This window comes from Actinomadura hibisca NBRC 15177, from assembly GCF_001552635.1.
Classification (GTDB): Bacteria; Actinomycetota; Actinomycetes; order Streptosporangiales; family Streptosporangiaceae; genus Spirillospora; species Spirillospora hibisca.
The window spans coordinates 56,015-76,944 of sequence record NZ_BCRO01000030.1 but is presented as its reverse complement, the minus strand read 5'-3'; the positions used below and the strand labels follow the sequence as shown (position 1 = coordinate 76,944).

The window sequence follows — 20,930 nt, the reverse complement described above, 5'->3', positions numbered from 1 at the left end:
CCAGTTAGGCACTCGCGCGGCGGCTGAGGTCTTTGCGGCCGATCTCGGCGCCGTGCGAGCTCGTCCGGAGCGCGTCAGCGCGTCCGGAACGAGTCGAGCGTGTTCGGAGCGCGTCACGCCCGGCCGCTGGCCTGCATGTCGCACCGCAGGGGCGTGCGACGTCGGCGGGCCGGGCAGCGTGCGCGAAACGTCTTCGGTGAGGAGGACCCGTCCGTGGATCCAGAGGAAACGGCGACGCCGGAAGAGCGGCCCGCCGATGACTGGCGACCGGCCGACGACGGCCCGTTCGCCCATCTCGCCAAGCGCCCCGCCACGCCTCAGCCCTGGTACGTCCCGCCGGAGCCCGCGAACACGAAGACACCCTGGCAGGAGCGCCAGGTCAACCCCTGGACGGGTGAGCCGGGCGACGGTTCCGTAGGCGCGGCCGCCCCTTCTGGGGCGGCGGCTCCGGCGAAGAGAGCGGCCAACCCCTGGACGGATCAGGCAGCGGTGCCTGTCGCGCCTTCCGAAGAGATTGCTCCCTCTGACAGTGCCGCACCGGCCGGCAAGCCCTCGCGACGCTCTGCTTCTGTGAAGTCGAGCAAGGGCGCCACGCCGATCCAGTCGGACGGGGAGAAAACGCGGGCTCGGCCAGAGGCGAAAGCCGTGCTGGATCAGCCGGACGCGAAGGCTGGGCTAGGCCAGCCGGATGAGCAGGCGGCCTCGGCGGGCGCGGGGGCGCGAGGGCGTGGTGCGTCGGCGTCTCCGGCGAAGCAGGTGGGCCGAGGCAAGCCCAGTGCCGCTGGTGAGGCCGGGAAGGCACAGCCGCAGTCGCAGCCGTCGGGTACTGGAATCGGGGGGCTCGTATTTGGCTCCGCTCTTGCCGCTCCTGGAGCGGGGGGTGAGACGGAACCTTCCTCGAAGGGGAGTCCTGGGGAGGCGGATGAGCGTGTCGCGCGTGGTCCGGCCGGGAGCGACGGGCAGGCCGTCGTTGGTGGGACGGGTGAGGACTCTGACGTTGCGGAACGGAGCAAGGGGCGGTCGCGCGGGCGTCGGGGTGGGGCCGGGCAGGAGTGGGGTGCCTCCGGCGGGCCTTTCGAGGGCTTGGGTGAGGAGGAACGTCCGGCCTCGCGACGGCGTGGTGGGCGTAAGCGTCTTCCGCATGAGGAGGGTGGCGCTGGTGCTTCTTTCGCCGACGGGGAGGCTGGTGGCAGCGGTGGCGAGGCCGGTGGGCACAGGAAGCGCGGGCGTAGCGGGGAAGAGCGCGGTGGTGCGCCTGCTGATCCCGAGGCCCGTGCCCGGGACATCTGCCTGCGGTTGCTGACCGGTACGCCCCGGACGCGCGCCCAGCTCGCCGACGCCTTGCGGCGCAAGGAGATCCCCGACGACGTCGCCGAGCGTGTGCTCAGCCGCTTCACCGACGTCGGGCTCATCGACGACGAGGCGTTCGCGCAGGCGTGGGTCCGGTCGCGGCACGCCGGGCGTGGGCTGGCCCGGCGGGCGCTGGCCGCCGAGTTGCGGCAGCGGGGCGTCGACCACGAGACCGTCAGCGAGGCCGTGGAGGCCCTCGACGGCGAGCAGGAGGAGACGCGCGCCCGCGAGTTGGTGGAGCGGAAGTTGCGGTCCACCCGAAACGTCGAGCCGGTCAAGCGGACGCGGCGGCTCGTCGGCATGCTCGCGCGCAAGGGCTACCCGTCGGGACTCGCCTATCGGGTGGTCAGGGAGGCTCTGGAGGCGGAGGGGTCGGAGGTCCCCGACGGGGACTGGCCGCCGGAGTGAGGCACGACACACCGGCGGGTCAGGGGTGCCCTGACGGGCGCTGACCACCGGTTGACAGGTGACGGGGCAGGTGGTGCCGGGTGGGTGCGGGTAAGGGACTCCGCACCCCGGCGTTCGGTTAGTCCGGAATGGCCATCGTTTGCTTGCTCATTACCTCCGTGCCGCTTACCGTTACGGCAGTGAGGAGTTACTCCGCGCACTGCGGATTCGCCATACGACCGAACACGTTCTAGCAGCTGAGAGGCATAGCGAACGCTGTCCTGGCCTGACGGGCCCGGCGCCGGCACGGCGTCCGGGTGATGGCGCGTACCCGGTGGGGCGCGGGTGATCCCTCGCGTTGCAGGGCTCTGGATTCGGAGGGGTCCGTCGGCGAGGAAGGGTCTGCCCCATGGTGAGCGTCCTGTTGAGCGTGGCGCTGCTGGTGGCCCTGGTCGCGTTGGCGGTCCTCGGATGGCGGTCCCGGACCGGGCGGCGGCGGGAGCACGACGAGGCCGCGGCGGCGCTGGCGAAGGCCGAGGCCGACGTCGCGCGGACGCTGGAGAAGGCGCGGGTCCAGGCCCAGGAGATCGTGGACGCCGGCCGCGCCGAGGCCGAGGCGGAGGCCCGCGCCGTCCGCGAGGAGTCGCGGACCCTGCGCGAGGACCTGGAGCGCCGCGAGGCCCGGCTCGCCGAGCGCGAGCAGCGCCTGGACGGCGAGGTGCGCCGGCTGGAGGAGTGGTCCGGCCGGCTCGCCGACACCAAGCGGGGCCTGGAGCAGCGCAGGGCCGAGCTCGGCCGCGTCGAGGAGGAGCGGCGGCGGGTGCTGGAGCGGGCCGCCGGGCTCACCGCCGAGGAGGCCAAGGGCGAGCTGGTCGCCGCCATCGAGAACCAGGCCAAGCGCGAGGCCATCCCGCTCACCCGGGAGATCGAGAACGCCGCGCGGGCCGAGGGCGACAAGCGTGCCCGCAAGATCGTGACGCTGGCGATCCAGCGGGTGGCCAGCGAGCAGACCGCCGAGTCGGTGGTGTCGGTGCTGCACCTGCCCAGCGACGAGATGAAGGGGCGCATCATCGGCCGCGAGGGCCGCAACATCCGTGCCTTCGAGACCACCACCGGCGTCAACCTGATCATCGACGACACCCCCGAGGCGGTGCTGCTGAGCTGTTTCGACCCGGTCCGTCGGGAGGTCGGCCGGCTGACGCTGGAGAAGCTGGTGCTCGACGGCCGCATCCACCCGCAGCGCATCGAGGAGGTCTACGAGCGCAGCAGGCGCGACGTGGAGCAGCTCTGCGTGCGCGCGGGGGAGGACGCCCTGGTCGAGGTCGGCGTCACCGACATGCATCCGGAACTGATCGCGCTGCTCGGCCGGCTGCGCTACCGGACCTCCTACGGGCAGAACGTGCTCAAGCACCTGATCGAGTCGGCGCACCTGGCCGGGATCATGGCGAGCGAGCTGGGGCTGCCGGTCGAGCTGGCCAAACGTTGCACTCTGCTGCACGACATCGGCAAGGCGCTCACCCACGAGGTGGAGGGCAGCCACGCGCTCATCGGCGCGGAGGTCGCCAAGCGGTACGGCGAGAACGACGACGTGGTGCACGCCATCGAGGCCCACCACAACGAGGTCGAGGTGCGCACCGTCGAGGCCGTGCTGACCCAGGCCGCCGACGCCATCAGCGGCAGCCGCCCCGGCGCGCGCCGCGAGTCGCTGGAGGCCTACGTCAAGCGCCTGGAGCGGCTGGAGCAGATCGCCCGCGACAAGCACGAGGGTGTGGAGAAGGTCTTCGCGATGCAGGCCGGGCGCGAGATCCGCGTGATGGTCAAGCCCGACTCGGTGGACGACGTCCAGGCCCAGGTGATCGCGCGCGACATCGCCAAGCAGGTCGAGGACGAGCTGACCTACCCCGGGCAGATCCGCGTGACCGTCGTCCGCGAGTCCCGGGCCACCGAGTTCGCCCGTTGATCCGCGCGGCTCCGGCCGCGGGCTCGCGGCCCGCCGCGGTAGCCGCCGGCTTCTGTTGCCGAGGTCATGGTGTCAGCCCAGGCTGGCGCGGGCGGCAGTTTGATCATTCGCGTTGTGAGGGGCGGGCGGAGTCGGTAGTTTCTGGCGAATGCGTAGAACACGGGTGGGGTTGACCGTCGCGGTCGTGACGGCCACGGCGGCCGCGGGGACGGGGGCCGCGGTTCTCCTGCTGGACGACGGTCCCGAGGCGCGCGCCGCCGCCCAGGTGTCCGCTTCCGAGCAGATCAGCGCCGCCGACGCCGGGCAGACCGAGCGCTACTGGACCGACCGCCGCATGGCCGCCGCCACGCCCGTCGGCGGGCGCGGTGAGCAGCCGCAGATCGGGGCCAGCGCCGCCGTGCCCAAGGGCGTGCCCCGCGCCACCGCGTTCGGCGGCGTCCCCAGCATCGGCGCGCTGTTCTTCAACAACGGCGCGGGCGACCACTACTGCACCGCCTCGGTGGTGCACAGCTACTCCCGCAGGCTGCTGCTCACCGCCGCCCACTGCATCCACGGGGGGAAGGGCAAGGGCTACGTGCGCAACGTCGCGTTCGTGCCGAAGTACGACCGGGGGAGGCGGCCCTACGGCACCTGGACGGCCCGCTCGCTCACCGTCTACCGCAACTGGCAGACCAAGAGCGACCCCGACCTGGACTTCGGTTACATCGCCCTCAACCCGCGCAACGGCCGCAACGTCCAGAACGTCGTCGGCGCCAACCGGCTCGGCCTCAACCAGGGCACCGGCAAGTGGGTCAACGTCGCCGGATACCCGCGCATCGTGCACGACCGCCGCGACCGCCCCATCTACTGCCGCGTCAAGACCCGCCGCCAGGCCCGGTTCCAGATCCGCATGGACTGCGCGGGCTTCTATGGCGGCACCAGCGGCAGCCCCTGGTTGCTGAACTACAGCACCCGCAGCCACACCGGCTACATCAGCGGTGTCATCGGCGGCTACCAGGGCGGCGGCAACGTGCACTACACCTCGTACTCGCCCTACTTCGACAACGACGTGCACAACCTGCGCACGGCCGCCGACAAGCGCGCCTGACCCCGTTCAGCGGGCGAGACCGCGGAAGCTCCGTGGTCTCGCCGCCAATGTCGGCTCAGCCCACCGTCAGGTCGATCGGGGACACCCCGCGTGGCTCGAAGCCCAGCGTCTGCCCGTAGAAGGCCAGCTCCGACTCCAGGCACGTGACGACGGTCTCGGCGCGCCGGAACCCGTGCGCCTCGCCCTCGAACGTCAGGTACGCGTAGGGCATCTTCTTGGCCGCCAGCGCCACCGCGAACCGCTCGGACTGGTCCGGCGGCACCACCGGGTCGTCCAAACCCTGGAGCAGCAGCACCGGGCACGCCGTCCTGTCGGCGCGGCCCAGCGGCGAGCGCTCCTCGTAGGCGCGCTCGAACCCCGGCAGCGGCCCGATCAGGCTGAACAGGTAGTGCGACTCGAAGTCGTGCGTGGCCTCGGCGAAGCTCTGCAGGTCGCTGATGCCGAAGTAGGAGGTCGCGGCCTTGAACACCTCGGTCTGGGTGACGGCCGCCAGCGTCGTCCAGCCGCCCGCGCTGCCGCCCCGGATCGCCAGCCGCTCCGGGTCGGCGATCCCGCCGTCCACCAGCGCCTGCGCCGCCGCGACCGCGTCCTCGACGTCCACCACGCCCCACTGGCGGCGCAGCCGCTCGCGGTAGGCGCGCCCGTACCCGGCCGACCCGCCGTAGTTGACGTCGATCACGCCGATGCCGCGGCTGGTGAAGTAGGCGCGCTCCAGGTCGAGCACGGTGGAGACGCGGCCGGTCGGCCCGCCGTGCACGAACACCACGTACGGGGGCAGCTCGCCCTCGGGCCCGGCGGCCTCGGGGTTGGCGGGCGGGAACACGTAGGCGTGCACCGGCCGCCCGAAGGGCCCCTCCAGCCGCTCGGTGCGCGGCTTGGGCAGGTAGGCGACGTCGGGCAGCTCGGGCAGCTCGCGGCGCAGCCCCTCCACGCGGCCGGTGGTGGTCTCGATCCGCACCACCGACGGCGGGACGTCCGCGCCGCCGCCGATGCCGACGATGGTGGTGCCGTCGGCCGACAGCGCGGGCTGCCAGTGGTCGTAGGGGACCTCCAGGTCGACCAGGTCGAGGGTGTCGGGGTCGTAGACGCCCAGCCGCTGGTCGCCCTCGCCGTGCAGGACGGCGAGCCGCCCGTCGCCCAGCAGCGCGTACGGCATGCCGCCGAGCTGCCACAGCGGCCCGGCGAACTCCTCCTCGGCCGGGTACAGCGCCTGCGCCGACTCCCCGTGCAGGCCCACCTGGTAGATGTTCCACCAGCCCGGCCAGTCGGAGATCACGTACAGCGTCTCCTCGCCCGCCCACAGCGGGGCGAGCGCCGACTCGGTGAGCCCGCCCTTGACGGTGCGCGGCGCGGTGGCGACGCCGTCCTCGATGACCGCGACCCGGACCTCGGTGCCGTCCCACGGCATCCGCGGGTGGCTCCACTGCACCCACGCCAGGTGCCCGCCGCCGGGCGAGGGCGCGGGGGAGGCGTAGAAGTGCGCGCCGGTCACCAGTTCGCGGATCGCCGAGGCGTCCTCGGCGGCCGAGCCGTCCAGCGGGACGGCCACGATCGCGCGCCGGATGCCGTCGGGGGTGTGCCCCTCGCAGACGCACCAGACCTCCGCGCCGTCGGGCGACAGGACGTAGTCGGCGTAGCGCAGGCCGCCGGGCACGGCCGGCTCGGGGGTCAGCGGGCGCGGCTTGGGGTCGCCCGCCTCCAGCAGGTGCAGCCGCTGGTCCTCGTAGTTGGAGAACACGATCGAGTGCCCGTCCCCGGCCGGGACCGGCAGGTAGGAGCGGCCGCCGTACTCGTGCACGCGCGTGCGGGCGTCCCAGGGTGCCTGGAGCAGCTCGGTGCGGCGCCCGCCCGCCAGATGGACGATCGTGGTCCGCCCGCCCTCCTCGGGCCGCGTCTCCTGCCACCACACGTCGCCGCCGGCCACGGTGGGGAAGCTGAGGCGCAGCCGGGCGCGGGCGACGTCGGCGGCGGAGATCGGGGAAGGCCAGGAGCCGTAGGGGAGGGTCGCGCGAGCGGTCATAACCGAATGGTCCCGCATGTGCGGAGCGGTTGGGGCCATGACGGGACAGTTGACTTCGGAAAGATACAAGCCGCTCACCGGGAAGATCTCAGACGGCGGTGACGATCTTCTCTCTTGGTCCGTTCCCGGCGGTTCCGGGCCCGGTCAGCAGCCGGGCCACGGCCCGCACGGCGCCACGTCCTGCCCGGTTCGCCCCGATCGTGCTGGCGGACGGCCCGTAACCCAGCAAATGGATGCGCGGGTCGGCGGCGACCCGCGTGCCGTCCATCACGATCCCGCCGCCCGGCCCCCGCAGCCGCAGCGGCGCGAGGTGGTCCAGCGCGGCGCGGAAGCCGGTCGCCCACAGGATCACGTCGGCCTCGACGGCGCTCCCGTCGGCCCACTCGACGCCGCCGGGGTTCACCCGCGCGAACACCGGCAGCCGCCGCAACACGCCGCTCTCGCGCGCCGCCCGCACCTCGTCGGTGAGCAGCAGGCCGGTCGCGCTGACGACGCTGGCGGGCGGCAGCCCGCGCCGCACCCGCTCCTCCACGCGCGCGACGGCCTCACGGCCCCGCTCCTGGTCAAAGGGCCCTTCCCGCCACACCGGAGGGCGCCTGGTCACCCACGTGGTCGCAGCAGCCACCTCAGCGATCTCCAGCAGCGCCTGGACGGCCGACGCCCCGCCCCCGACGACCACGACCCGCTTCCCGGCGAACTCCTGCGGCCCCCGGTAGTTCGCGGTGTGCAGATGCCGTCCCCGGAAGGTCTCCATGCCCGGGTAGTACGGCCAGAACGGCCGGTCCCACGTCCCGGTGGCGTTGATGAGGGCGCGCGCCGCGTACTGGCCGCCGGAGGTCTCGACCAGCAGCCGCCCGTCCGCGCGGTCCGACACCCGCGACACCTCCACGGGCCGCCGCACGTCCAGGCCGAACGCCGCCTCGTACCGGGCGAAGTATTCCGACACGACCTCCGAGGCGGGCCGCCACGGCTCGTGCTCGCCCAGTGCCATGCCGGGCAGGTCGTGGATGTTGTGCGCCCTGCCGAGCGTCAGCGTCGGCCACCGGTGCTGCCAGGCCCCGCCCGGCCGCGGCGCGTGGTCGAACATCACGAAGTCCAGCCCCGAGCGCCGCAGGAAGTACCCGGCCGACAGCCCCGCCTGCCCGGCCCCGATCACCGCCACGTCCACGTCGTAGGTCACGTCCGCGAGAACAGGGAAGGGCCCCGCCGGATTCCCGGCGGGGCCCTTCACGAGAGGAGGAACGGGACGGTCAGACGCCGCCGGCCCCCATGCCCGCGTCCGGCAGGTTGGTCCGCTCGGCGCTCATCGGCGCCGCCGCGGACTTCTTGCTGCGCCGGCCGCGCCGCTCCAGCCAGGTGGCCAGCCAGCCCAGCGCCATGTTGATCGCGATGTAGATCAACGCGCAGACGACCGCGGCCTGCAGCAGGTTGTAGTAGTTCGCCGGCTCGATCTTGACGCCGTAGTTGGTCAGGTCCTCGAAGGCGATGATGTAGCCGAGCGCGGTGTCCTTGAGCAGCACCACGAGCTGGCTGATGATCGCCGGCATCATGACCGTGACCGCCTGCGGCAGCAGGATCAGCCGCATGACGGCGTTCTTGCGCATGCCGATCGAGTAGGCCGCCTCGGCCTGGCCGCGCGGGATCGACAACACCCCGGCCCGGATGACCTCGGCCAGCACCGAGCCGTTGTAGAGCGTCAGGCCGAACACCAGCGCCGCGAAGGTCGGCACCTGGATGTTGCCGGCGTTGATCTCCACACCGAACGGGGCGCCGACCGTCTCCACCATGATGCGCTGGAAGTTGCCCAGCGGCCCGTCGGCGATGATCGGGCTGATCGACGGCGGCAGGAAGAACGCCAGGTAGATCAGGATCAGCAGCGGCATGGCGCGGAAGAACTCCACCACCACGCCCGCCGGACCGCGCACCCAGGCGTGGTCCGACAGCCGCCCGAGGCCGAACACGACGCCGAACAGCAGCGCCAGCACCGACGAGACCGCCGCGGTCTTGAGGGTGTTGACCAGGCCCTTGAGGAAGTAGCCGGTCCACACCTCCGGCTCGCTCAGGGGCTTCCAGAGCTTGCCCTCGAACTGGCCCTTGTCGTACAGGCCCTTGCCCATCAGGGCCAGGACCACCGCCAGCAGCACGGCCGCGATGACCGTCAGGATCAGGTGGCGCCGCCGGGCCCGGGGGCCGGGGGCGTCGAACAGGACGTTCGCCTGGCTCATCGCGCCACCGCCATCCGCTTGGCCAGCCAGCCGAAGAAGTACCCCGTCGGCAGGATGAGGATCAGGTAGCCCACCGCGAACCCGATGAAGATCGGCAGCGAGGCGCCCAGGTCGAAGAACATCAGCTTCATCGTGGCCGCCGCCTCCACGGCGTAGGCCACCGCGCCGACGATCGCGGTGTTCTTGAACATGGCGATCAGCACGCTGCCCAGCGGGCCGATCACCGAGCGGAACGCCTGCGGCAGGATGATCATCCGCAGCGACTGCCCGGAGGTCAGGCCGATCGAGCGCGCGGCCTCGGCCTGGCCCAGCGGCACGGTGTTGATGCCCGAGCGCAGCGCCTCGCAGACGAAGGCCCCGGTGTAGATCGACAGCGCGGTGGTCGCCCACCAGAAGCCGTTCACCGAGGGGGCGTCGGAGAACCGCAGCGCCAGCACGTCGCTGAGCCCGGACACGCACAGCACCGCGATCAGCGTCAGCGGCGTGTTGCGCAGCACGTTCACCAGGAAGGTGCCGACCCCGCGCAGCACCGGCGTGGGAGAGACCCGGAAGACCGCCAGCACGGTGCCGACGATCATGGAGAGGATCATGCAGACCACGGCCAGGCGGATCGTCGCCCAGAACCCGGTCAGGATCTTGTCGAGGTTGTCGAAGACCTCGGTGAAGTTGAAGAGTTGGTCCATCAGCTTCCACCCGTAAGGATCCGCGCCGGTGCCCCCCGAGCGGGGGCACCGGCGCGGCTCAGGCCGTCAGTGGCGTCGTGCGGGTCAGGCGCAGCCCTCGAAGGTGGGGACCTTGGTCTCCAGCTTCAGGCCGGCACCGGTGAAGTGCTTCTCCAGCAGCGTCTTGGCGGTGCCGTCGGAGTACATCTCGGTGATGGCCTTGTTGACGGCCTCGCAGCCGGCGGTGTCGCCCTTCTTGATGCCGACGCCGTACTTCTCGTCGGTGAAGGGGTCGTTGATGACCTTGAACTGGCCCTTCTGCTGCGCGGCGAAGCCGGCCAGGATCAGGTCGTCGGTGGACACCGCGTCCAGCGCGCCGGCCTTGAGCTTGGCGGTGCAGTCGGCGTAGCCGGTGGCGTCCACGGTGGTGGCGTCCAGGTCCAGCTTGCCGTCGGGGGCCGGGTCGGTGACGCGGCGCCAGGAGTTGGAGCCGGTCGCCTTGCAGATCTTCTTGCCCTTGAGGTCGGCGGCCTTCTTGATGCTGGTGTTGTCGGCCTTGACCATGGTGTCCTGGTGGGCCACGTAGTACGGGCCGCCGAAGGTCACCTTGGGCTTGCGGGAGTCGGTGATCGAGTAGGTGGCGATCACCAGGTCCACCTGGCCGGTCTGCAGGAAGGACTCGCGGTTCTCCGACCGGGCCTCCTTGAACTCCACGCCGCTCTCGGGCACGCCGAGCTTGCCGGCGATGTACTTGGCCACGTCGACGTCGAAGCCCTCAAGGGTGCCGTCGGGCTTCTTGAGGCCGAGCGCGGGCTGCTCGTACTTGACGCCCACGACCAGCTTCTTGTCGGACTTGGCCTTGTCCACGATGCCCTTGGAGTCGGCCTCCTTCTTCTCGGTGTCGCTGCCACAGGCGGTGAGCCCGAGGGCGAGGGAGGCCGCGGCCGCGGCGGCCAGGAACTGACGTACTCGCATGTCTGGCTATCCTTTGCTTTCCTGCCGGAGCCCCGCGGCTCAGTGCGTGAGGATCTTGGAGAGGAAGTCCCGGGCGCGGTCGGTTCGCGCGTTGGTGAAGAACTCCTCGGGCGTGTTGGACTCGACGATCTGGCCGTCGGCCATGAACACGACCTTCTGGGCCGCCTTGCGGGCGAACCCCATCTCGTGGGTGACCACGATCATCGTCATGCCGTCCCGGGCCAGCGAGGTCATGACGTCCAGGACCTCGTTGATCATCTCGGGGTCGAGCGCCGAGGTGGGCTCGTCGAACAGCATGACCTTGGGCTTCATCGCGAGCGAGCGGGCGATGGCCACGCGCTGCTGCTGGCCGCCCGACAGCTGCGCGGGGTACTTGCCCGCCTGGTTGGCGATGCCGACCCGCTCCAGCAACTCCATGGCGTGCCGCTCGGACGCCGCCTTGTCCTGCTTGCGGACCTTGATCGGCCCGAGCATCACGTTCTCGAGGATGGTCTTGTGGGCGAACAGGTTGAACGACTGGAACACCATGCCCACGTCGGCGCGCAGCCGCGCCAGGTCCTTGCCCTCCTCGGGCAGCTTCTTGCCGTCCACCAGGATGGTGCCGCTGTCGATCGGCTCCAGCCGGTTGATCGACCGGCACAGGGTGGACTTGCCGCTGCCCGACGGGCCGATGACGACCACGACCTCGCCGCGTTGCACCGTCAGGTTGATGTCCCGCAGAACGTGCAGTTCACCGAAGTGCTTGTTGACGTTCTCAAGCACCACAAGGGGCCCGCCACCGGGGGTGTCGTCGTGGGGCCCGCCACCGCCCTTGGTGAGCTCGGGCCCGCCTCCGCTGTCCGTCATGGGTCCGGACCTTATGTCATCCACATCTCCCGGCAAGCCACCCGACGGTTCCGTTTCGATCACGAATCCGCACGTCGGCCCGTGGTTCACGGGGCTCCCGTGAAGATCGAATCGCTGGTCGGGACGGGCGCGCCGCCCCTTTCGTGATCACCTGGTGATCATTTGGTGACCGCGCACGGGAGCGGTCCCCGGCGCGTACCCTTGGGGACTGTCATGAGTGCGCCTATTGAGACCGGTCCCCGCACGTACGAGATCCGTACCTACGGGTGCCAGATGAACGTCCACGACTCCGAGCGCCTGTCGGGCCTGCTGGAGGACGCCGGATACCAGCGCGCCGAGGGCGTGGAACCCGACGTGGTGGTGTTCAACACCTGCGCCGTCCGGGAGAACGCCGACAACCGCCTGTACGGCAACCTCGGCCACCTGCGGCCGGTCAAGGACGGCCACCCGGGCATGCAGATCGCCGTCGGCGGCTGCCTCGCCCAGAAGGACCGCGACACCATCGTCAAGCGGGCGCCCTGGGTGGACGTGGTCTTCGGGACGCACAACATCGGGTCGCTGCCCGCCCTGCTGGAGCGCTCGCGCGTGCGGCACGAGGCGCAGGTTGAGATCGAAGAGTCGCTGGTGACCTTCCCCTCGACGTTGCCGACGCGCCGCGAGTCGCCCTACGCCGCCTGGGTGTCGATCTCGGTGGGCTGCAACAACACCTGCACGTTCTGCATCGTGCCGTCGCTGCGCGGCAAGGAGCGCGACCGCCGCCCCGGCGAGATCCTGGCCGAGATCGAGGCGCTGGTCGCCGACGGCGTCGTGGAGATCACGCTGCTGGGCCAGAACGTCAACGCCTACGGCTCGGGCTTCGGCGCGCTCGCCGCCGCGCCCGACGAGGTGCGCGCCATGACCGAGGGCGGCCAGTCCGCTTTCGCCGGGTTGTTGCGGGCCTGCGGCGCGATCGAGGGGCTGGAGCGGGTGCGCTTCACCTCCCCGCACCCCAAGGACTTCACCGACGACGTGATCGCCGCCATGGCCGAGACGCCGAACGTGATGCCGTCGCTGCACATGCCGTTGCAGTCCGGCTCGGACCCGGTGCTGAAGGCGATGCGCCGCTCCTACCGGCAGGAGCGCTACCTCGGGATCATCGAGAAGGTGCGGGCGGTGATCCCGGACGCGGCGATCACCACCGACATCATCGTGGGCTTCCCCGGCGAGACCGAGGCGGACTTCGAGCAGACCCTGCACGTGGTGCGTGAGGCCCGGTTCTCCTCGGCGTTCACCTTCCAGTACTCCAAGCGCCCCGGCACCCCGGCCGCGACGATGGACGGCCAGATCCCCAAGAAGGTCGTGCAGGAGCGCTACGAGCGCCTGATCGCCCTCCAGGAGGAGATCTCCTGGACCGAGAACCGCAGCCAGGTCGGCCGCACGCTGGAGGTGCTGGTCGCTGAGGGCGAGGGCCGCAAGGACGAGGCCACCCGCCGCCTGTCGGGCCGCGCCGCCGACAACCGGCTGGTGCACTTCCAGGCCCCGGCCGAGCCGGTGCGCCCCGGCGACGTGGTGACCGTCGAGGTCACCTACGCCGCCCCGCACCACCTGGTCGCCGACAAGACCGGAGCGGTGCGCCGCACCCGGGCCGGGGACGCGTGGGAGGCGCGGCAGGCGCAGCCCAAGGGCGTGTCGCTGGGGATGCCGTCGATCGGCCGCCCGGCGGCGCAACCCGCCGCCGCGAGTGGCTGCTCCACCTGCCCCTGACCGGAGAACCCGCCCCAGGAAGAGCCCGAGGGAGAGGCCCGCTTGCTGATCTCGGCCGCGGTGTGCCCGCACCCGCCCCTGCTGGTGCCCGAGGTGGCCGGTGCGGCGGCCGCCGAGCTGGACGGCCTGCGCGCCGCGTGTGACGAGGCCGTCCGGCGGCTCGACCCGCCGGTGGTCGACCTGCGCTGCGAGTCTCCGCAGGCGCGCGGCGACCAGGACCTGCGCGTCGTGATCGTCGGCGGGGCCGAGGAGACGCGGCGTTGGCCCGCCGAATCGGTGGCGGACCTGCGGCCCTACGGGCTGGACTACACCGTCGACGCCTGGGGCGAGGGCGAGCCGCTGCCGCTGTCGCTGACGATCGGCCTGTGGCTGCTGTACCGGCAGTGCCCGGGGAACCAGATCCTCGGCGGGAAGCTGGACTACCGGTCGGTCGCGTTCGACGCCGCCCCCGAGGAGTGCGCCGAGCTGGGCCGCGAGCTGGCCGCCTCCGGCGACCGCGTCGCGCTGCTGGTCATGGGCGACGGTTCGGCGTGCCGCTCGGAGAAGGCCCCCGGCTACCTGGACGACCGCGCAGGCCCGCACGACGCCGGGGTCGCGCGGGCGCTGAAGGACGCCGACGCCGCCGCGCTCGCCGCCCTGGACCCGCAGGTCTCCCGCGAGCTCCAGGCGGCCGGGCGGGCGGCGTGGCAGGTGCTCGCCGGGGCGGCCGGTGACGGCCGCTTCCGCGCCGAGCTGCTGGCCGACGAGGCCCCCTACGGCGTGGGGTACCTGGTGGCGAGCTGGATCAGGACGGGCTGATCAGGAGGCCGGGCCCGCCTGCTCCGGCGGCTGCTGGCCTCGTCCCTGCGGCTGCTGTGGCGTCTGCCCTTGCCGGCCGCGCTTGGCGTCGTTCTGGTCGAGGTACTGCCGGGCCCGGTCCTGGGCCATGTCGACCTTGTCGGCGTACTTGCCGCCGGTGCGCTGGTCGACCATGTCGCCGGCCTTGTCCACGGCCTGCTTGGCCTTGTCGGCGTTCTGCCCGAGCATTTCCTTGACCTTGTCCACGATGGACATGGGACCCCCCGATCCGCGGTGCGGCGGCGTCGCGGCAACGGCCGGACGCCCCTACGGTCCGATCCATACCCGTTCTGTTGCCAGAATCAATCGGGTGACCCCAGTTGACGTGATCTCCGTCGTCGGCCCCACCGCGGCCGGCAAGTCCGACCTGGCCGTGGACCTGGCGCTGCGGCTGGACGGCGAGGCGGTCAACGCCGACTCCATGCAGTTCTACCGGGGCATGGACATCGGCACCGCCAAGCTCGCCCCGGCGGAGATGCGCGGCGTCCCGCACCACCTGATCGACATCTGGGACGTCTCGGTCACCGCCAGCGTCGCCGAGTTCCAAGCCCTCAGCGCCGCCGCGTTCGCCGAGATCAGGGACCGGGGCCGGGTGCCGGTCCTGGTCGGCGGCTCCGGCCTGTACGTGCGCGCCGCGCTCGACCACATGGAGTTCCCCGGCACCGATCCCGCCGTGCGGGCGCGGCTGGAGGCCGAGCTCGCCGAGACCGGCTCGGGCCCGCTGCACGAGCGGCTGCGCGGCCTGGACCCGGCGGCGGCCGAGGCGATCCTGCCCAGCAACGGGCGGCGGATCGTGCGCGCGCTGGAGGTCATCGAGATCTCCGGCCGCCCCTTCACCGCCACGCTCCCCGAGCACCGCTACCGCTACGACCGGGTCGTCCAGATCGGCCTGACCGTGCCGCGCCCCGAGCTGGACGAGCGCATCGCGCTGCGGGTCGAACGCATGTGGGAGGCGGGCCTGGTGGACGAGGTCCGCGCCCTGGAGAAGGCCGGGCTGCGCGACGGCCTGACCGCCGGGCGCGCCCTCGGCTACGCCCAGGTGTTGCGGTTCCTGGCGGGGGAGTGGACCGAGGAGCAGGCCAAGGAGGAGACGGTCCGGCTCACCCGCCGCTTCGCCCGGCGGCAGGAGTCGTGGTTCCGGCGCGATCCGCGCGTCCGCTGGTTGCCCTACGACGCCCCCGACCTGCTGGAGCGGGCGCTCGCCCTGGTCTAGGGCAATACGATCGGAGCATGCGGTTTGTTAAGGGGCACGGGACCGAGAACGACTTCGTCATCCTGCCGGACCCGGACGGCACGCTGGACCTGACGCCCCGGGCGGTGGCGCGGTTGTGCGACCGGCGCGCCGGGATCGGCGCGGACGGCGTGCTGCGCGTGGTGCGGGCCAAGGCGTCCGGCGACCCGGCGGTCGAGGCCCTGGCCGCGGGCGAGGGCGTCGAGTGGTTCATGGACTACCGCAACGCCGACGGCAGCATCGCCGAGATGTGCGGCAACGGCACCCGGGTCTTCGCGCGCTACCTGGTGGACGCGGGTCTTGCCGCGCCCGGCGAGTGGGACGTGGCCACCCGCTCCGGGCTGCGCCGGGTCACGCTGGACGCGACCGGCGACGTGAGCGTGGACATGGGCCCGCCCGCCTACCTGGGCACCGGCGGGGCCGAGACCGCCGACGGCGCTTTCACCGGCCACCGGGTGTCCATGGGCAACCCGCACCTGGCCTGCCGGGTGGACGGGCCGGTGGCCGACCTTGACCTCACCCGCGCGCCCGCCTTCGACGCGGCGGTGTTCCCCCAGGGTGTGAACGTGGAGTTCTACCGCCCGGTCGGCGACCACCACCTGGAGATGCGGGTGTTCGAGCGCGGCTCGGGCGAGACCCGCTCGTGCGGCACCGGCACCGTCGCGACGGCGGTGGCTGCCGCGATCACCGAGGCGGGCGGCCCGGCCGACGCGGGCCTGCCGACGGGGGAGTGGACCGTGGACGTGCTCGGCGGCCGGCTCACCGTCGTCCTGGACGGCACCACCAGCCACCTGAGGGGCCCGGCGGTCCTGGTCGCCGAGGGCGAGATCCGGCCGGACTGGCTCCAGAGCAGGAACTGACCCACAGGTCCCGGTCGGATCGGGACCGGTGTCCCTGACCGTCGGGACCCCCGGCGGCATAGTTTCCTCGTGCACACCCTCTGGTGGAAGGCCCGCACGGACTGGGATGGGAGCCCCGGTGCGCGCGGTGCCCGAGGGCGGGCGGCACCTTCTTGGCGGGGGGCGGTCGTCCGCCCTCCCACCGGGTTCAGGCCCAGGTCAGGCCGGGATCAGGACGATCCGCCGACCGGCAGCCGCGCCGATACCACCGTGCCGCCCTCCGGCCCCGGCGCCACCGTGCAGGAGCCGCCCAATTCGGCCGCGCGCTCGCGCATCGAGGACATGCCGACGCCCGCGCGCGCCTGCGGGCTCATCCCCACGCCGTCGTCGCCGACCGTCACGTGCAGGTCGCCGTTGAGGTGCAGCCGCACGAACGCCGAGTCGGCGCGGGCGTGCCGGTGCACGTTGGTCAGCGCCTCCTGGACGATCCGGTACGCCGCGACCTCGGCCGCGGCGGGCAGCGCCTCCAGCGCGTCCGGGTCGCCCTCCACCCGCACGCTCACCCGGGGCCCGTCGCCGGTGGCGACCACCCCGCCCAGCGCCTTGATCGCGCCCGCGAGGCCCAGGTCGTCCAGCGCGGGCGGGCGCAGGCCGTACACCAGCTCGCGGATGTCGCCGATCGTGCGGCCCATGGTGGCGCGCAGCTCCTCCAGCAGCGCGTCCACCGCCTCCGGGTCGCGCTTGAGGGTCAGCCGCGCGGTGTCCACCGTCATCGCCAGGCTGGCCAGCGTCGGGCCGAGCCCGTCGTGCAGGTCGCGGCGCAGCCGGCGGCGCTCCTCCTCGCGGGTGCGCAGGATGCGCTCGCGCGAGCGTTGCACGTCGGCGGCGAGCCGGGTCGCGTTGGCCAGCTCGGCGAGGTTGCGGGCCAGGATGCCCGCCAGCCGCGCGTCGGGCGAGCGCGACACGTCGAACAGCAGCCGCCCGACGGGCTCGCCGTGCCACACCAGCGGGACCAGCCGGGGCCGGTCGCCGAGCGCGCCCTCCCGCACCACCGAGGAGACCCGGCCGTCGCGGTCCAGCACCTCCACCACCACGCCGGACGCGCGCAGCGCCGCGCGCACCAGGCCCGCCGCCGCGGCCATCGCGGCGGCCGGGTCGGCGGCGGTCTGCAACCGGCGCTGGAGCTGGTCGGCGAGCCGGTAGGGGTCGCGCTCGCCGTGCATGATCCGGTCCACGGTGCGCTGCAACGACCGCCGCACCGGCGCGAACACCGCGCCCGCCGCGATCGCGCCGATCAGGCCCGCCGCCTCGCCCGAGCCGGACGCCACCAGCCCCACCGCGCCGACCAGCGAGAAGTACACCACCGTGATCACCGCGGCGAGGCCCAGGTAGACCAGCGTGCGGTTGACCACCACGTCGATGTCGTACAGCCGGTACTTGGTGATGGCGATGACCACGCACACCGGCACCGCCGCGGTGATCAGGTCGCGCAGCGTGTTGGTGATCGGGGTGGTCTGCCCGGTGATGTTGACCGCCTGCGCCAGCACGCCCGGGTACATCACCCACGCGATCTGCCGCCGCACCTCCGGCGAGGCCCGCACGAACCGCAGCACCACCGAGCCCAGCGCGGCCGCCAGCGTCGCCAGGATCGTGACGCTGATCGGCCAGGGCACCGCGCCCAGCGGGTACACCGCCACCCCGCCGTCGAACCGCCGGATACCCGGATCGACGGTCAGGTGCACGCACACCACCAGCGGGATCGCGCACGCCACGGCCAGCACCGGGCGGAACCGGCGCGACACCAGCCGCCCGTCCGGGAAGATCAGCGGCAGCACGAGCACGAGCAGGTAGAAGTCCACCGCCCACACCCACAGGCCCAGCCACTCGAACAGGCCCGCGCCCGGGTGCCCGCCCCGCCGCAACCACGGCCCCAGGTGCAGCGCCAGCACGTAGACGGACGCCGCCACGCCCGCCGCCATCACCAGCCAGCCCACGCGCAGCCGGGGGCGGTGCCGCAGCAGCAGCGCGGCCGCCGGGGTGTAGGTCAGCGCGACCACGACCTCGGGGTGCCACAGCGGTTGCCGCAGGTCACCGGGCAGGCCGGCGCGCAGCAGCAGCGAGGCGGCGACCATGCCGAAGGCCGCCGCGACGAGCAGTAAGGCCGTCCGGGCGGCCCCGCGCTCGCGTTCCACCATGCACACCCCCGGTCCGAAAGTAATGGAATGTTAAAACCTCCGCCGCCGGAGACCCACCGCGGATCCGGTTGTGGCCGGGCAGAACGTCCCGATAGGTGTCCTGATGTCCCAAGGGCGGCCGCCTCAGGACGGCGGGACGGCGTCCCGCCGACACTGACGGGGTCGAGAGGCGGCGCGTCGGGGGACGCCCGCCACCACCGGGCGGGAAAGGACGGGAGCACACGATGCGCAGAGTGATGGGGGCTCTGATCGCGACCTGGCTGGCGGTGCTGGCGCTACCGGGGGTGTCCTGGGCGGAGGACGCGAAGGTCCCGGCGGCGACCCGGCTGGCGGCCCGGTCGCACCCGGCGGTCCAGCTCCTGCTCACCAAGTACGCGGCGGAGCTGACCGTCCCGTCGGTGGGGTTGCGGGACGGCAACTTCAAGCGGCTGACGCAGGAGGTCACCCAGGACGTCCTGCGGGGCGAGATCCCGCGCGACAAGCTGAACATCGCCAAGGCGCTCATCGGCCGCATGGCCAAGGACGTCAACGAGTACCTGGAGCCGATCGGGCCGGACCGCGTGGTCAAGGCCGAGACCGCCGCCACCTGCACCGGCTGGTGGGTCACCGCCGACGGCTACATGGTCACCGGGGCGCACTGCGTCAAGCCCGACCAGAAGCAGATCGCCCAGACCTTCGCCAAGCAGGCGCTGACCGACCTCGCCCGGGGCGACGCGGCCAACGTCAAGGCGCTGCTGTCGGGCGTGCGCGCCGACGACGAGCTCAACCGGATGAGCGCGACGATGTTCGCCTCCTTCAACGCCGGCCACCTGAAGATGGACGGCCTCACCCAGTCCACCAGCGTGCTGCAGAGCATGCCGGGCGGCGGCGTGGACAAGACCGCCAAGGAGCTGCCCGCCGAGGTGGTCGCCGCCGGCGAGTCCTACCCCGGCAAGGACGTGGCGCTGCTGAAGGTCGGCAACCAGCAGAACCTGCCCACCCTCGACCTCGGCGACGACCGGGACGCGCAGGTCGGCGACACCCTCTACATCGACGGCTTCCCCGGCACCGTCACCGGCAACGGGACGCTGAGCGTGGACAGCCGCCTCCAGCCGACCTTCACCCAGGGCCCCTACAACGCCCAGCGCACCACGCAGGGCGGCGTCCCCTACATCCAGACGCAGGCCCCCGCCTACGGCGGCAACTCCGGCGGCCCCGTCTTCAGCGACTCCGGCCGCGTCGTGGGCATCCTCATCGCGGGGATGCAGGGCGCCGACGGCCAGTCGGCGCAGAACCAGCAGCTGGTGCTGCCGGTCAGCGTCGTCAAGGAGAAGCTGCGCGAGAAGAACGTGCGCCCGGCGATGTCGGCGACCTCGGCGGCCTACAACCAGGCGCTGGACTCGTTCTTCAAGAAGCACTACAAGAACGCGGTCCCCAAGTTCAAGGAGGTCCAGAACCTCTACCCGGGCCACCCGTACGTGGCCAAGTACATCAGCGACTCCCAGACCGCCATCACCGACGGCAAGGACGAGACGCCGCTGCCGGCGAGCACCTGGCTGCTCATCGCGGGCATCACCGCGGCGGTGCTGCTGGCGGGCGGGCTGATGGTGCTGCTGCTGGTGCGGCGCAGGCGGCGTCCGGCGAACCCCCATGGGGGCGGGTTCGGGACACCCCAGGGCCCGATGCCGAACGGCGTGCTGCCGCCGCTGGGACCGCTGCCGGGCCAGGACGGGCCGTTCGGCCCCGTCGGCCCGCCGCCGGGACGGCCCGTGCAGCACGGGGCGCCCATGCCGCAGGGCACGCCGATGCCGTCCCCGCAGGGCCCGATGGGGGCCCAGCCGCCCGGGGTGCCGCGCCCGCCCTGGTAGCGGTCCGAGCCGGTGCGCCATGGCAGGGGAGGGGCCCCGCCGTGGCGCACCTTTTCATGTGCCCTCGGGTACCACGGTCATGGTGTGCCGCAGCAGCGCCCGGATCCCCGTCCGCACGTCGGCGGGCGTGATGTCCTCCAGCAGCAGGAGCTGGAGCAGGAACCCCGGGATCAGCCCGAACAACGTCTTGCCCACCGCCTCGGCGTCGGTCCCGGCGGGCAGGAGACCGGCCTCCACCAGCCGCCGCGCGTAGGCGATCCAGGTGTCGCGCAGCCGCGACATGGTCGCCCGCACGTGCTGCCCGAGCTCCGGGTCGTACAGCGCCAGCGCCCACGCCTGCGGCGCGAGCCGCACCGGGCCCGTCGCGGTCGCCATCGTCACCACGCGCTCGGCGAAGCGCGCGGCGACCTCGTCCAGCGGCAGCGGCGGGTCGGCCGAGGCGAGCTCGTCGAAGAAGTGCTGCAGGCCGCCGATCACGGTGACGGTGATGGCCCCGATGATCTCGTTCTTGCTCTTGAAGTAGCGGTAGACCGCCCCGGCCGACAGGCCGGACTCGGCGAAGATGTCCTGCATCGACGTCTCGTGGACGCCCTTGCGGATGAAGCAGACCCGGGCGGCGTCGAGGATCTGCTGGCGGCGGCGTTCCAGGTGCTCTTCGCTGACTCGTGGCATGCGGCGAATATAAAACGAACATTCGTTCTTGACCAGCGCGACCCGCCATGTGAG

The 20,930-nt window shown here is 72.4% G+C and carries 17 protein-coding genes; 8 read left to right on the top strand and 9 right to left on the bottom strand.

Annotation, left to right across the window (positions count from 1 at the left end; translation table 11 throughout):
• Nucleotides 1-135: 135 nt before the first annotated feature.
• From AH6_RS45900 to AH6_RS15415, 3 genes are all read left to right on the top strand, one after another.
• Nucleotides 136-1,758: a RecX family transcriptional regulator gene (locus tag AH6_RS45900; protein WP_157431495.1), complete on the top strand. Its 1,623-nt coding sequence runs from the start codon at nt 136-138 to the stop codon at nt 1,756-1,758.
• 388 nt (nt 1,759-2,146) lie between these two features.
• A complete protein-coding gene (rny, locus tag AH6_RS15420) occupies nt 2,147-3,697 on the top strand; it encodes a ribonuclease Y (protein ID WP_067479926.1) in 1,551 nt (516 codons plus the stop codon).
• A gap of 148 nt (nt 3,698-3,845) precedes the next feature.
• Entirely contained in the window at nt 3,846-4,784 is a 939-nt protein-coding gene (locus AH6_RS15415; RefSeq protein WP_083982881.1) for a trypsin-like serine peptidase, read from the top strand.
• 55 nt (nt 4,785-4,839) lie between these two features.
• Here the strand turns inward: AH6_RS15415 and AH6_RS15410 are convergent, their stop codons facing one another.
• From AH6_RS15410 to AH6_RS15385, 6 genes are all read right to left on the bottom strand, one after another.
• Nucleotides 4,840-6,804 (bottom strand): S9 family peptidase, encoded by a 1,965-nt coding sequence (locus AH6_RS15410; protein ID WP_067479922.1) that lies wholly within the window; start codon nt 6,802-6,804, stop codon nt 4,840-4,842.
• Nucleotides 6,805-6,892: 88 nt separating this feature from the next.
• On the bottom strand, nt 6,893-7,984 hold the full coding sequence (locus AH6_RS15405) for an NAD(P)-binding domain-containing protein (RefSeq protein ID WP_067479919.1): 1,092 nt from the start codon (nt 7,982-7,984) through the stop codon (nt 6,893-6,895).
• Nucleotides 7,985-8,054: 70 nt separating this feature from the next.
• A complete protein-coding gene (locus tag AH6_RS15400) occupies nt 8,055-9,029 on the bottom strand; it encodes an amino acid ABC transporter permease (protein ID WP_067479917.1) in 975 nt (324 codons plus the stop codon).
• Nucleotides 9,026-9,712, bottom strand: a complete 687-nt coding sequence (locus AH6_RS15395; protein ID WP_067479915.1) for an amino acid ABC transporter permease — start codon at nt 9,710-9,712, stop codon at nt 9,026-9,028. Before AH6_RS15395 ends, AH6_RS15400 begins: the two co-directional genes overlap by 4 nt.
• Before the next feature lie 84 nt (nt 9,713-9,796).
• Nucleotides 9,797-10,666 (bottom strand): glutamate ABC transporter substrate-binding protein, encoded by an 870-nt coding sequence (locus AH6_RS15390; RefSeq protein ID WP_067479914.1) that lies wholly within the window; start codon nt 10,664-10,666, stop codon nt 9,797-9,799.
• Between the two features lie 39 nt (nt 10,667-10,705).
• The gene (locus AH6_RS15385; protein ID WP_083982879.1) at nt 10,706-11,512 is read right to left on the bottom strand and encodes an amino acid ABC transporter ATP-binding protein; all 807 of its coding nucleotides are present in this window, start codon (nt 11,510-11,512) and stop codon (nt 10,706-10,708) included.
• A 213-nt stretch (nt 11,513-11,725) separates the two neighbouring features.
• On the opposite strand from AH6_RS15385, the gene miaB reads away from it, so the two are divergent.
• Both miaB and AH6_RS15375 read left to right on the top strand, forming a co-directional pair.
• Nucleotides 11,726-13,255: a tRNA (N6-isopentenyl adenosine(37)-C2)-methylthiotransferase MiaB gene (gene miaB / locus AH6_RS15380; protein WP_083982877.1), complete on the top strand. Its 1,530-nt coding sequence runs from the start codon at nt 11,726-11,728 to the stop codon at nt 13,253-13,255.
• 42 nt (nt 13,256-13,297) lie between these two features.
• The gene (locus tag AH6_RS15375; RefSeq protein WP_067479910.1) at nt 13,298-14,053 is read left to right on the top strand and encodes a class III extradiol ring-cleavage dioxygenase family protein; all 756 of its coding nucleotides are present in this window, start codon (nt 13,298-13,300) and stop codon (nt 14,051-14,053) included.
• On the opposite strand, the gene AH6_RS15370 is transcribed toward AH6_RS15375, so the two are convergent.
• On the bottom strand, nt 14,054-14,308 hold the full coding sequence (locus AH6_RS15370) for an antitoxin (RefSeq protein ID WP_067479905.1): 255 nt from the start codon (nt 14,306-14,308) through the stop codon (nt 14,054-14,056).
• Between the two features lie 109 nt (nt 14,309-14,417).
• On the opposite strand from AH6_RS15370, the gene miaA reads away from it, so the two are divergent.
• Together miaA and dapF are read left to right on the top strand one after the other, a co-directional pair.
• Entirely contained in the window at nt 14,418-15,305 is an 888-nt protein-coding gene (gene miaA, locus AH6_RS15365) for a tRNA (adenosine(37)-N6)-dimethylallyltransferase MiaA (RefSeq protein ID WP_373861777.1), read from the top strand.
• Between the two features lie 17 nt (nt 15,306-15,322).
• The gene (gene dapF / locus AH6_RS15360) at nt 15,323-16,183 is read left to right on the top strand and encodes a diaminopimelate epimerase (RefSeq protein WP_067479904.1); all 861 of its coding nucleotides are present in this window, start codon (nt 15,323-15,325) and stop codon (nt 16,181-16,183) included.
• Nucleotides 16,184-16,392: 209 nt separating this feature from the next.
• Here dapF and AH6_RS15355 read toward each other — a convergent pair whose 3' ends face one another.
• Complete coding sequence (locus AH6_RS15355; RefSeq protein WP_067479938.1) at nt 16,393-18,357, bottom strand: sensor histidine kinase; 1,965 nt, start codon at nt 18,355-18,357, stop codon at nt 16,393-16,395.
• A gap of 224 nt (nt 18,358-18,581) precedes the next feature.
• Between AH6_RS15355 and AH6_RS15350 the strand changes: the two genes are divergently transcribed.
• A complete protein-coding gene (locus AH6_RS15350; protein ID WP_083982874.1) occupies nt 18,582-20,204 on the top strand; it encodes a trypsin-like peptidase domain-containing protein in 1,623 nt (540 codons plus the stop codon).
• A 54-nt stretch (nt 20,205-20,258) separates the two neighbouring features.
• Here AH6_RS15350 and AH6_RS15345 read toward each other — a convergent pair whose 3' ends face one another.
• On the bottom strand, nt 20,259-20,876 hold the full coding sequence (locus tag AH6_RS15345) for a TetR/AcrR family transcriptional regulator (protein WP_067479902.1): 618 nt from the start codon (nt 20,874-20,876) through the stop codon (nt 20,259-20,261).
• Between the last annotated feature and the right edge of the window lie 54 nt (nt 20,877-20,930).